This is a genomic window from Spirosoma litoris, from assembly GCF_054776755.1.
The window spans coordinates 18,433-31,826 of sequence record NZ_BAAHBI010000050.1 but is presented as its reverse complement, the minus strand read 5'-3'; the positions used below and the strand labels follow the sequence as shown (position 1 = coordinate 31,826).

At 47.6% G+C, this 13,394-nt stretch carries 9 protein-coding genes; 7 read left to right on the top strand and 2 right to left on the bottom strand.

Features of this window, described 5'->3' with window-relative positions:
* Nucleotides 1–461: 461 nt before the first annotated feature.
* Nucleotides 462–1,151, top strand: a complete 690-nt coding sequence (locus tag ACYVGR_RS27295; protein ID WP_460962794.1) for a sensor histidine kinase — start codon at nt 462–464, stop codon at nt 1,149–1,151.
* Nucleotides 1,152–1,220: 69 nt separating this feature from the next.
* Nucleotides 1,221–3,488, top strand: a complete 2,268-nt coding sequence (locus tag ACYVGR_RS27290) for a TonB-dependent receptor (RefSeq protein WP_460962792.1) — start codon at nt 1,221–1,223, stop codon at nt 3,486–3,488.
* A gap of 472 nt (nt 3,489–3,960) precedes the next feature.
* Here ACYVGR_RS27290 and ACYVGR_RS27285 read toward each other — a convergent pair whose 3' ends face one another.
* Both ACYVGR_RS27285 and ACYVGR_RS27280 read right to left on the bottom strand, forming a co-directional pair.
* Entirely contained in the window at nt 3,961–4,827 is an 867-nt protein-coding gene (locus tag ACYVGR_RS27285; protein WP_460962790.1) for a helix-turn-helix domain-containing protein, read from the bottom strand.
* Between the two features lie 78 nt (nt 4,828–4,905).
* Nucleotides 4,906–5,433: a YbhB/YbcL family Raf kinase inhibitor-like protein gene (locus ACYVGR_RS27280; RefSeq protein ID WP_460962788.1), complete on the bottom strand. Its 528-nt coding sequence runs from the start codon at nt 5,431–5,433 to the stop codon at nt 4,906–4,908.
* Between the two features lie 672 nt (nt 5,434–6,105).
* Here ACYVGR_RS27280 and ACYVGR_RS27275 point away from each other — a divergent pair.
* From ACYVGR_RS27275 to ACYVGR_RS27255, 5 genes are all read left to right on the top strand, one after another.
* A complete protein-coding gene (locus ACYVGR_RS27275) occupies nt 6,106–8,592 on the top strand; it encodes a glycoside hydrolase family 95 protein (RefSeq protein WP_460962786.1) in 2,487 nt (828 codons plus the stop codon).
* 13 nt (nt 8,593–8,605) lie between these two features.
* Nucleotides 8,606–9,562 (top strand): SGNH/GDSL hydrolase family protein, encoded by a 957-nt coding sequence (locus tag ACYVGR_RS27270; protein ID WP_460962784.1) that lies wholly within the window; start codon nt 8,606–8,608, stop codon nt 9,560–9,562.
* Between the two features lie 103 nt (nt 9,563–9,665).
* A complete protein-coding gene (locus ACYVGR_RS27265) occupies nt 9,666–10,715 on the top strand; it encodes an LLM class flavin-dependent oxidoreductase (protein WP_460962782.1) in 1,050 nt (349 codons plus the stop codon).
* 150 nt (nt 10,716–10,865) lie between these two features.
* The gene (locus ACYVGR_RS27260) at nt 10,866–11,693 is read left to right on the top strand and encodes an alpha/beta hydrolase (RefSeq protein ID WP_460962780.1); all 828 of its coding nucleotides are present in this window, start codon (nt 10,866–10,868) and stop codon (nt 11,691–11,693) included.
* Between the two features lie 249 nt (nt 11,694–11,942).
* The gene (locus ACYVGR_RS27255; protein ID WP_460962778.1) at nt 11,943–13,370 is read left to right on the top strand and encodes a GDSL-type esterase/lipase family protein; all 1,428 of its coding nucleotides are present in this window, start codon (nt 11,943–11,945) and stop codon (nt 13,368–13,370) included.
* Nucleotides 13,371–13,394: the final 24 nt, after the last annotated feature.

The window sequence follows — 13,394 nt, the reverse complement described above, 5'->3', positions numbered from 1 at the left end:
GCCCCAATGATGTGTATACACTCTAGGTGCGGACACAAACCGAGCATACCAAGCACACCCAATTTGGCGGTTAATTTCATTAACCCCAGTTTTTGTTTGGTTAGCCACAATTATTCTCTGGCTCCAGGCGATTGATATACATTTGTTAGTTAACGAATTGAATGGGCACCTAGTTAAGAGCGCATTGCATCTATGTATTGATCGGAATTGCCCTGTTGACTCTACCACTATTTTATTTTGGATACAATGGGGTAAGCTGGTCTCCACTATGACCGCACGAACATCTGGTACAGAATAGGCTAGCTTACATTTTCTTTGTCCTGTTCTCTTATTTAAATTAGACTGTATTTGTGCCCCGCTGGTTTCTGGCAAAACGGTATCGTCAGTATGCGATTATCATCAGCTGCATTTTAGCCGCCGTTTAGCTTCCATATCGGATTGAGCAATGGGCTTTCTTCAAAATGCCGGCAGAAAACACCCCGCAAGCCTGGGCTCGCCAAATCTTTGTGGAGGAAATGATGCTGGTAGGCCCCTCTGGCCCCCCATTTGAGTCGCGGCCCGATGAGCCTGAGCGCTCGTTTGAGCCAGGCGGTGAGCAATCTAGACCACATCGATTTGGCAAACCTCCCCGGCCTCCATTCGGCGAACGACCTGATAATCACGCTGGCCCTCCGTTTACGCTGCTTCTTCCTGTGAAGCTAGGCATCTTTTTCTTACTAGGCAGTCTGAGTACCCTTATTTCTATTTCCTTTCAGACCGCCAGCCGACTTCGTCAGGTTAAAAATGATCAATTACAAGCAGAGTTACGCCAGCTCAAAGCCCAGATTCAACCGCATTTTCTGTTCAATACGCTCAATAGTATTTACGCCTTAGCCATTCGGCAGGATGAGCGAACCGCCGATACAATTGTGAAACTCTCGGAGTTCATGCGGTACATCATTCGCGATGCGCACCGGGATAAAGTAGCGCTGGCCCAGGAGATCAATTACATCGCGAATTATATCGATCTCCAAAAAGCCCGACTACGCGATGCGGTTCAGATAGATTCTTTTTGTTGCTATTGTGCTGATAATCAGAGGTTATGGGGTCAAAAGAATCTAAATTGGACGAGTACTAGAGCGGTCATACCTTTGTACCTTACGTCTGCATAGCTTGTCGACGTCCATCATAGATTGGACCGTTTGCCTTCTGTGGGGTCGGAATTATAGAGCTTATCTTTAATGAAATTGAAAAATATACTTGTTACACTGGTAGTAGGATTCGTATCAATTCAGGTTGCGTTTGCCCATTTGGGAAACATTGCCGGCATTGTTTACGATCAGTCGACGCATTTGCCTTTGCGGAATGTAACGGTCCAGTTGACGGGTTTAGGCAAATTGGCGCTTACCGATGAACTGGGGCAATTTCGCTTTACGAATCTGGTAGCCGCGCCCTATAAAGTAGAGTTTTCGCATGTGGGCTATCAAAGCCAGCTAGTTGCAACAACCGTTGGCGATGATCAGACTACATTCGTTAAAATCGCGCTGATTAGTGCGCCTATTGAACTGAGTCAGGTGCAGGTATCGGCCACACGCGCACATGATCAGCAACTCATCAGTAGCCTGGATATTAAACTTCGCCCGATCACCAATTCGCAGGAGATTCTCCGCTCCGTGCCTGGCTTGTTTATTGGCCAACACGCCGGAGGAGGTAAAGCCGAGCAAATTTTCTTGCGTGGCTTTGACCTGGATCATGGCACCGACATTCGCCTGACGGTTGATGGTATGCCGGTCAATATGGTCTCGCATGCACATGGCCAAGGGTATGCGGATTTACACTTCGTTATTCCCGAATTAGTAGAAGGAGTGGATTTTAAAAAAGGCCCTTATACTACCGACAAGGGTAATTTAGCAACGGCGGGCTGGGCCGATTTTCGAACGCGCACGGCTCTGGATAAAAGTTTTGCGAAGTTCGAAGTTGGCCAATACGATACGTATCGAGCCGTGGCGGGGATCAATTTGCTGGGGCAGGCTGGTCGAGACAAGAACCAATCGGCTTATCTGGCATCGGAGTATTCCTATTCTAATTCGTACTTCGATAATCCACAGCATTTCAAGCGGCTCAACGTACTGGGTAAATATCATGGACACGTAGGGGCCAACACGAACTTGACGCTAACGGGCTCTACGTTCTGGAGCAAGTGGAATCATTCGGGACAAATTCCAGATCGGGCCGTTGAATCAGGCCTGATCGACTGGTTTGGCTCCATCGATCCAACCGAGGGAGGAGAAACGAGTCGCACTAATTTGAATGCCCAGTTGGTAACCGTGACCCCGAAAAACCATGTGATCAAGAATCAGTTCTATTACAGCAATTACAATTTCGAGCTTTATTCCAACTTCACGTTCTTCCTCAACGACACGGTAAACGGCGACCAGATTCGTCAGAAAGAGCATCGGAATCTGTTTGGTTACAATGGCAGCTATTCGACTCAGGCACACATTGGGAAAACAAGCTGGACAACAACGCTCGGCGCCCAATATCGCCAGGATATTACACAGGGGACCGAGTTATCGCACACCAAAAATCGCGTTGAAACTCTAAATCCGATTCAACTTGGCAATGTTAATGAAATCAATGCAGCGCTTTATGCCGATGAACTGCTTCAGCTAACGAGCCGTTTCTCGGTAAATGCCGGGCTACGTGTTGATTACTTCCGGTCGCAATACGAAGATTTACTAGCCAACCCTGCTACGACCAAGCGGGCCACGCAGGCCATTGTGTCGCCTAAGTTAAACCTCTATTACACGGTTAATCCGAGCGTTCAATTTTATCTGAATACTGGTAAAGGGTTTCACTCCAATGACGCCCGCGTGGTGACGGCACAGAATGGCCGCGAAATAATACCCGCAGCTTATGGGTCCGATTTAGGGGTCATTATCAAACCTTTCCCCAACCTGTTGATCAATGCTACAGCCTGGTATCTGTGGATGCAGCAAGAGTTTGTGTATGTTGGCGATGAAGGCGTGGTTGAACCCAGTGGACGCTCGCGCCGGATGGGCCTGGATTTGTCAGTCCGTTACCAGTTGACGAAAAGTTTGTATGCGGATGTGGATTTGAATACCGCCAATCCTCGGTCGTTGGATGCCGAAGCAGGGCAAAACTACCTACCCTTGGCCCCCTTATTTACCTCAACGGGTGGTTTATCCTTACAAACCAAGTATGGGCTAAGCGGTTCGTTACGGTATCGGTACATGGCCGATCGGCCTGCCAATGAAGATGATACGATTGTTGCCAAAGGCTATTTTGTAACCGATATGCAGCTGAACTATGCCCGAAAACGATACACGCTTGGCCTATCGGCGCAAAATCTGCTAAATACCCGCTGGAAAGAAACGCAGTTTGCCACCGAAAGTCGGCTGAAAGGAGAAGCAGCCCCGGTAGAAGAGATTCATTTTACACCCGGCACTCCTTTCTTCGCCCGATTAAGTCTGACCTACTTCTGGTAGTTTTCAATGGTTATGACAGAAGACGATTTCATTCCCAAAACAGGAGTGCAATCATGAAACAAGCAATTCAACTCACTCAATTCCTCATTTTATCTTATTCCTCGACCTGTACTAAGGAAAATAACTTTCTTTAACAAAATGCGCGTAAGCATTCCAGAATGGATACATTCATTACGAAATGATGTATTACCAAGACTTAGTTGCAGATGGAAAGCCATGTAATTTTGATGATTACCTTACTACTGACCGTGGTTGTTTTGATATATACCTACCATAAAGCCGAACTAAATCACTACACTATACACTTGATGAACTCCATAAAATGAAAGATGACCACAGCAATGGCGGCAATGCCCTAAAGATCATCTAAAATGTCGACGTGGTGGGTCGTAGTTTACAGGGAAACTGTAACTTTTGACGAACTCATTGATTACGGGATAAGCCCCAGTAATACGACTTGCTCCCTAATTGTTCAGTTCGCTAATTGGTATTGTTTAGGCGTCACGCCATATATCTGCTTGAACGATTGAATAAAGCTTGACAGGTTCTCGTAGCCAATCTCGTAATAAATTTCGCTGACCTTATGATCGCCTTGTTTAAGTAACAAGGCTGCTTTCTGCATTCTTTTTTCCAGTAACCATTTAGTAGGCGAAGTACCATAGAGTTTGGCGAACCGGCGCTTAAACGTAGATAAGCTGGTGTGACACAAGAAGGCCAACTCCTCTACCGAAACCGGATGTTCCATATTGGCAGTAACTGCCTGGCGGATACGTACTTCCTCATCGGCTTCCTGGCTCATAGCCCGCAGCTTTTGTAACTGTCCGGGGTGATTTTCGCCAAGATATAGTAACAGTTCTTCTAGTTTAACGAGCCGCATATTGGCGGATACAGACTGGCTAGTGGTGAGCATGTATCCAAGCGATTCGATGAAATTGTGAAGAAAGGCGTCTTTTTCAAAAAGCAGAAAAGGCTCCTCCGCAAATTCATTAGCTTTGGTTTGATGTAAGCCAGGATGCCGGGTGAAAAAGTCGGCGAGAGCTTTGTTGTCGAAGAAGATCAGAATACTCCGATAGCTGCCTGCCGGCGCTGCTATCTTTTCGCTCATGAGGCAGTTACCCGCAGAGAGTAGTAGAAACTGGTCGGGTTTTATTTTTATTGTTTTGCCAGCGTAGTAAACAGTTTTTTCGCCTTCCAGCAGAAAACTAAATAGATTCTGCTGCAATGTAATTCGGTTCTTTACACTGGCAATTTCGGAGTTATAACGAACGATGGTAATCGGTTCTGTGTCGGTTTTTGAACCTGCAGATAGTCGATCGGTCTGTAAGGAGTAAGCTTTCATATGCCAGGCCAATTCATGCTACGTAACGACTTACCCGAAGACAATACAATCTCCGGGCAAGTTCCCCATATTAACCGCTTATTGCTTTTGTCCGTAAACCAGCAGAGACGCTTTCGCCAGGGTGGTAAAATTCATGTTGAATCCAACAAAAGCTGGCGTGGCGTTTTTATCCAATTCCAGTTTTTTGCTTAGAGCATACACCGTAATCAGATAACGGTGTGCAGGACCCTCGGGTGGCGCGGCACCAACATAACCAGGAACCCCCATATCGGTATTACTCTGTACGGCCCCATCGGGCAATAATTGTTTTGCGGGATCACCGGCACCCGATTCAAGTGCACATACAGCCGCCGGAATATTGAATACAACCCAATGCCATAAACCACTGCCAGTTGGCGCATCCAGATCGTACATGGTTACGGCAAACGCCTGCGTCTCTTGGGGGGCGTTTTCCCAGTAAAGTTGAGGTGACTGGTTTTCGCCCGAAAACCCCATTCCGTTGAAGTACTGTTTGCTGGTCAATTGACCGCTAAGTTCGTCGCTTTTTAAGGTAAACGTTTGGGAGGTGTTGCTGCTATTGAGCGCAGAGGCTGCTAATACTGTCATACTTGTCTTTATTTTGGTTGATACTACAAGACAAAGGTCAGCCAAAAGAAGGGCGAGAGAGGATAGAGTAACGTTCAAAAAGTGTTGCTAAACGTTCATTTTTTTTTCAGGGTAAGTCCGACACATTGAATCAGAATTTTCATCTTTTTTAAATTTTTCTCATTCCCAGCTTCGGGAAGCTCTGTTTACTTCTACCCTAAATGGTTGTAGCGCCAATGATAGCGTAAACCCTATTATGACGGCCGTGTCTTTGGTGTCAATATGTATATAGCTTCGATCCTAGAATTGACGCCATCACTCGCGGTTCTTTTGTCGAGCGGTTTTTTGAGTTTGGCTGGCATCGTTCATAAGTTTGTTCAAACTGGCCATCCAGTCTCCAGTGTATTGGTTTGGTCGACGTTGAGGTCAATTTCGGTTACTTAAGGGCGTACGGATTTTATAGTTGCTGTAGCCCAGGATTTGTACTTCTCCCGACTATTTAAACGTCGGTTTGGGGTGCCGCCCGGTCAGTATCGAGAAACCGCCTGGCAGATGTAAACTTTAGGCAATAGGATTCCAGGATTCATTCTATGACGAAATTGCCCAGGCAGCGTCTAATGCCCCAGTGTATCGCAAAATCGAAACAAACAGCGCTTTTCAGTAGTCAGCTAAATTATACGTCTTTAACCTTCAATGAAGAAATTACTAGTTCTGCTAACGTCTCTCTGTACGGTATCCGTTGTTGCCCAAAATCCAGCAGCCTTAAAACTCTGGTACGATAAACCCGCCAACAAGGTCTGGACCGATGCGCTGCCGGTTGGCAATGGTCGGTTGGGTGCTATGGTCTATGGCAACGTGACCAACGAGACCATTCAACTAAATGAAAGTACCGTCTGGACGGGTAGCCCTAATCGGAACGATAACCCCGATGCGCTAGCTTCCCTCCCTGAAATCAGACGATTAGTCTTTGCTGGCCAGCAGGGAGAAGCCCAGAAACTGGCCGAAAAGACCATGCAATCGAAGAAATCGAATGGGCAGATGTTTCAGCCGGTTGGGAATCTTCAACTGTACTTTCCAGGGCACGAAACCTATACCAATTATTACCGGGAGCTGGATATTGAGAAGGCTATTGCAACAACCATGTACCAGGTGAATGGGGTGAATTATGTTCGCAATGTGTTTGCCTCTGTACCGGCGCAAACGGTTGTTGTGCGACTGTCGGCCGATAAGCCGGGTATGCTTTCGTTTACCGCAAGTTTATCGACCCTGCAAAAAAACGCAACGGTAATGGCCCGTAAAAATGAACTGATTCTGCACGGAATGACGGGGAGTCATGAAGGCGTGGAGGGTCAGGTCAAATTTGATGGAATTGCCCAAATTCAAACCGAAGGCGGTACTGTATCGGCTACCGATTCGACCGTTCAGGTTCGTAACGCAACCTCGGCTTTCATCCTGATTTCTATTGCTACGAATTATGTCAATTATCACGACCTGACCGCCGATGCCGTAAAACGTTCCAAGCAATACCTGACCAAAGCCAGTAAACAACCCTATCTGCAATTACTGAATGAGCACATTCTTTCCTATCAAAAATATTTCAATCGGGTAAAGATTGATTTGGGAAGTTCGGAGGCTGTTCGAAAACCCACCGATGTTCGGTTGAAAGAATTTGCATCAGCTAACGACCCGCAGTTGGTGAGTCTGTATTTTCAGTACGGCCGCTATTTGCTGATTTCGTCGTCGCAGCCTGATGACGCTTTACAAGCCAAAGATGGATTTCATAACCAGCCTGCCACACTGCAAGGACTCTGGAACGACCGTATGGACCCACCCTGGGACAGCAAGTATACGATCAACATCAACACCCAGATGAATTACTGGCCAGCCGAGAAAACGAACCTGAGCGAGATGCACGACCCGCTTTTGCAAATGGTGAAAGAGCTATCGGAAACCGGACCCGAAACGGCGCGGGTAATGTACGGTTCGCGGGGCTGGCTGGCCCATCACAATACCGATTTATGGCGAATTACCGGCCCTGTCGATGCCATCTATTGGGGTGTCTGGAGCATGGGAGGGGCGTGGCTTTCTCAGCATTTGTGGGAGCGGTATCTGTATTCGGGCGATAAAAAATACCTGGCCGACATCTACTCGATCCTGAAAGGAGCCGCCACTTTTTTTGTCGATGACCTGGTCGAAGATCCCAAACGCAAATATCTGGTTATCAACCCGGGCACCTCACCCGAAAACGCGCCTTCTTTTCGGAAAGGTATTTCGTTCGATGCGGGCTGTACGATGGACAACCAGATTGTGTACGACATGCTGACCGTAGCGATGCGAGCCGCTAGAATCCTCCAAAAAGATGACCGATTTGTTGATACGTTACTTGCTGTCAGGCAGCGTTTGCCACCCATGCAGGTAGGGCAATACGGTCAGTTGCAGGAATGGATCGACGATCTCGATGACCCAAAGGATAAACATCGACACATCTCGCATCTGTACGGGTTATTCCCTTCGTCGCAGATTTCTCCTTACCGAAATCCGGAATTGTTCAGTGCGGCCAAAACGACGCTTATCCAGCGTGGCGACATTTCGACAGGCTGGAGCATGGGTTGGAAAGTAAACTGGTGGGCACGGATGCAGGACGGCAATCATGCCTATAAATTGATTCAGAATCAGCTTACGCCCGTTGGCGTCAACGAAGGGGGAGGAGGGACTTACAACAATCTGTTCGATGCGCATGCGCCATTCCAGATTGACGGAAACTTTGGCTGTACATCCGGGATCACCGAAATGTTGATGCAGAGTCATGACGGGGCGTTACATCTGTTGCCAGCCTTGCCCGATGGATGGAAAGAAGGCCACATTTCGGGTTTGCGGGCGCGGGGTGGTTTCGAGATTGTTTCGCTGGAATGGAAAGGAGGCAAGGTCGCTAAAGTGGTTATCAAGTCGAATCTGGGCGGTATCTGTCGTTTGCGGGTGCCCAATGCCTTAAGTGCCGACGGCCTGTCGCTCTTTTCTGCACAAGGGCTAAACCCAAATCCGTTTTACACGGTCGATGCGATTACAAAACCGCTTATTTCCCGTAGAATATCGGTTGTTCCGCCAGTTCCCATTCAGGAAACGCAGCTACTCGATTTCGATACGCAGGCTGGAAAAGTTTATACGCTGGTGAGTAAGTAAACTGAGTGCATCAATGGAACAATACAGAGCAGTTATCAATCGCTTTATTCTCTTTTTCTGTTTCCTCATTTTAACCACCGTTACCCAGGCACAAAGCCCGACGCCTTTTCCTGAAGGTACCAAACGGATTCTGTTTCTGGGAAATAGCATTACGTATGCGGGGGCCTACGTCACAGATGTAGAGTCGTATTTCGTTACCCATTATCCCGCTCAGTCATACGAGTTTATTAACGTGGGACTGCCCAGCGAAACGGTGTCGGGGTTGAGTGAACCCAATCATGCCGACGGTCGATTTCCGCGCCCTGACCTACACGAACGATTGGCCCGTGTGTTAGACCAAACCAAACCTGATGTTGTTTTTGCGTGCTACGGCATGAATGATGGGATCTATCTGCCGCTCGATGAATCGCGCTTCCGGCCTTATCGGGACGGGCAAAAATGGCTACATGCCGAACTAGAGAAAGTGGGAGCAAAGCGGATTATTTTCCTGACGCCCCCCGTTCACGATGATAAAAATGTGGGTACGCAAGGCTATAATCTTACCCTTGACACCTATTCCGAATGGCTGCTGGCGCAACGGGATTCCCTGAAATGGGAAGTAGTCGACATTCATTTCCCCATGACGCAGTATCTGGAAGAAAAACGGAAAATCGACCCCTCGTTTAAATTGGCTAACGATGGCGTTCACCCCGGCGACGAAGGGCATTGGCTCATGGCGAAAGCCATACTAAACTATCTTGGTCAGAACGTTGCGAATGCACCTGATGTAAAATCTACCTTAACTGTAAATCCTAGGGGTGAGGAAATTAGGAATTTGATCGCTCAACGCCAGTCTATTATGAAAGATGCCTGGCTTCGTTCTACTGGCCACAAACGTCCTGAAATGCGTCAGGGAATTCCAATGGCTGAGGCCCGAAAGCAATATGATGAATTGGAAACAAAAATTCGGACTGCTGTAAACGGGAAGTAGTTTATTGGGCGTGGCTCACGGATTTTACAAAGCAAAAACCCCACTTTCAAGGAACCGTATCCGGGTTTAAAGCGATTGTAAAGGCATATCAGCAAAATCAACCATGGAATTAGGAATCAGTAGTTTTGGCGATGTCAGACCTGATGGCGTAGCCGGGAAAGCGGTCAACGCGCATCAACGGATGCAGGACCTGCTCGAAGAAATAAAATTGGCCGATGAAGTTGGACTAGACGTATTTGCGTTGGGCGAACACCATCGCCCCGACTTTATTATATCTGCCCCCGAAGTAATTCTGGCCGCAGCGGCCACGATCACCAAAAAAATACGGCTTTCCAGTGCTGTTACTGTGCTGAGTTCAGCCGACCCAGTTCGGACGTTTCAAAACTTTGCTACATTGGACCTTATCTCAAATGGGCGGGCGGAGATTATGGCTGGTCGTGGGTCATTTATTGAGTCGTTTCCTTTATTTGGGTATGATCTGCGGGATTACGATGAGCTGTTTACCGAAAAACTAGACCTGTTAGTCAACATCAATCAGCACGAAATTGTGGATTGGGTGGGTAAACATCGGGCTTCCATTCAGCATCTGGGCGTTTATCCGCGTCCTTATCAGGAATCCCTTCCGATCTGGCTGGCAGTGGGTGGAACGCCTGCTTCGGCCGTTCGAGCCGGTACTATGAATTTGCCTATGACGTTGGCCATTTTGGGCGGCCCACCCGACCGATTTGTGCCGTTTGCGAATCTATACCGACAATCCGCACAACGGGCAGGGCACGATGCGAACCAATTACAGTTGGCGATCAACTCTCATTTTTACATGGCTGATGATTCGCAACAGGCTTCGGATGAGTTTTTTCCAACTTACGAAGTGCTAATGAATCGCGTTGGAAAAGAGCGAGGATGGTCGCCAATTACCCGCGCCCAATTTGAGCATAGTCGTGAATACGGCCCGTTGATGGTGGGGAGTCCGCAGCAAATCATCGACAAGATTCTCTATTTCCACGAGTTGTTTGGGAATACCCGTTATCTGGCTCAGATGATTAGTGGGCATGATTTACCCCATTCAAAAATGCTTCACGCCATCGAATTATTCGGGACTAAAGTAGCGCCTGAAGTACGGAAGGCATTGGCGCAGAAAGCAAATGTGAACTAGTCATAGACCAACTTAGATTCTTTTGATTCTGGTTATCAGCATGATCGCAGCTATAGAGTCAAAAGAATCGATAGAATCTAAGTTGGTCGAGTACTAGCGAGCTAGTCGATTCTTTTTAACAGTAACCCTTAATCAATACGAAACCCCAACATGACCGCCTTTCGAATACTTCTCATTAGTAGTCTTTTAGTTTTTGCCGACCTTGCTCAAGCAGCCAAAATCGATACCGTGAGTACCTATAGTCCGTCGATGAAAAAGACGATCAAAGCGGTGGTGATGACGCCTGATTCATATACAATTGGGAATGAATTTCCGGTCGTGTACTTGTTGCATGGTTACAGCGGTAATTACAGCGACTGGGCGAAAAAAGCACCGAATTTAGGACAAGCTGTCGATGCGCATCAACTCATCATTGTTTGTCCCGACGGTAATTTCGGCAGTTGGTACTTCGACAGCCCGGTCGATCCTTCGTTTAAGTACGAAACCTATGTGGGCAACGAGCTGGTATCCTGGGTAGATAGTCACTACAAAACCATCAAAAACCGACAGGCAAGAGCCATTACAGGCTTAAGTATGGGGGGGCATGGAGCCCTGTATCTGGCTTTCCGGCATCAGGATGTGTTCGGTGCTGCGGGGAGCATGAGTGGTGGTGTTGATATTCGACCCTTCCCGAACAACTGGGACATGGCCAAACGGTTGGGTACGTACGCCCAATTCCCCGAACGATGGGAGCAAAACACGGTTATTAACCTGCTTCATTTACTAACGCCCGGAGCCTTGTCGCTGATCATTGATTGCGGCACCGACGATTTCTTTTTTCGAGTCAACAACAACCTGCACGACAAGCTCTTGGAACGAAATATTGCCCACGACTACACTACTCGCCCCGGTGCCCACAACTGGAATTACTGGACGAATGCTGTAACCTACCAGTTGCTGTTCATGCGCCAGTATTTTGATAAGATGAAGCGAGAGTAGGTATGGGCGGAAGTTTTTTGACTTCAATGCTGTTTGATATAACCGCAGAGAGCACTGAGGTAAATTCGCAAAGGTCTCAGCGATATTTAGTTAATTACTCAGCGCTCTTTGCGTGTTTTCTTAGCGTTCTCTGCGGTTAAATTAATCCTTGCAGAAGTACAAAAGACAGGTTCTTCGTAGTAACAAGTTAAAAAGAGTAAGGAAGATCGGCGTTAGACTTTCCAACCTGTCCATTCGTATCGAAATCACATGCCTTCCTCTACATTCCGCTGGTTCATCAGCTTACTTTTCCTGGCCTTTTCGGCCTCCGTTTACGCCCAAGGCCCAATTCGGATTGCCTGCGTAGGGAATAGTATTACCTATGGGGCAACTCTGGCGAACCGGGAGCGGGATGCATACCCGAGCCAATTGCAAAACCTGCTGGGAAAAGGCTACGAGGTATTGAATTTTGGGGTGAGCGGTCGGACATTACTCCGGGATACCCCAGCTGCCTATACCACCACCACTCAGTATCAGGACGCCTTAAAGAGTAATCCCAATATTGTTTTTATCAAGCTGGGTACCAATGATAGCCGATTACCGTATCGCCTGAAAATAGATCAGTTTGTGGGCGACTACAAATCCCTCATCCAGTCGTTTAAAACATTACCGACTAACCCTCGTATTATTTTGTTGCTTCCGGTAACGTCATTTCTAACCGATACGACTCGTCAGGTCGATGCGGCCATTCGGAAACTGATTATTCCCCGCATTCAGCAAGTGGCTTTCGAGGAGAAACTGGAACTTATCGACCTGCATGCCCTAACGGCTACCGATAGCCTTTTATTTCCTGACAAGCTGCATCCATCGGCCCCCATGATGACCACGATTGCCCGGCGTTTGTACGAAGCCGTTACACTAAAGACCCAACCGAATTTTGATATTTTTTCGAAAATTAAGGAGCCTGTTAGCGTATCTTCTTTTTACGGCTACGATTGCGCTGATTTTACCTTTCAGGGACGTGCTTGCAAAGTGGTTAAACCGCGCGTTGTAGCCGCCGGAAAGCCCTGGATTTGGCGGGCTCGCTTCTGGGGACATGAGCCACAAACCGACATTGCCCTGCTGGATCGTGGTTTTCATCTGGTATACTGCGATGTAGCCGAACTCTTTGGTAATGCTGAGGCTGTTGAGCTATGGAATAAGTTTTATAAGTACATGAACAAGGCCGGACTTGCCGATAAGGTTTGCTTGGAAGGCTTAAGTCGAGGTGGCATTTATGTGTATAACTGGGCCGTTGAAAACCCCAAAAAAGTAGCTTGTGTATATGTCGACGCGCCCGTTCTGGACCTGAAAAGCTGGCCGGGGGGCAAAGGGAAAAGCAAAGGCAGCGCATCGGATTGGGCTATTTTTAAGAAGGATTACGGCTTCTCGACGGAAGAGGAAGCCATGAATTTCAAAGGGAATCCGCTGGATCGGGTGCCGCAGATTGTGAAAGGTAATTTCCCGATGCTGCACGTTGTGGGCGACGCTGATGATGCTGTGCCCGTAAGCGAAAATACCGAACCCTTCGAAAAGCAGGTGCTGGCATTGGGGGGCAAGATTACAGTTATTCACAAACCCGGCGTCAATCACCATCCACATAGCCTGCCCAACCCAACGCCCATCGTCGATTTCATTCTCAAAGCACTAGGTAATTAAATTTACCATAAAACCAGATAATTT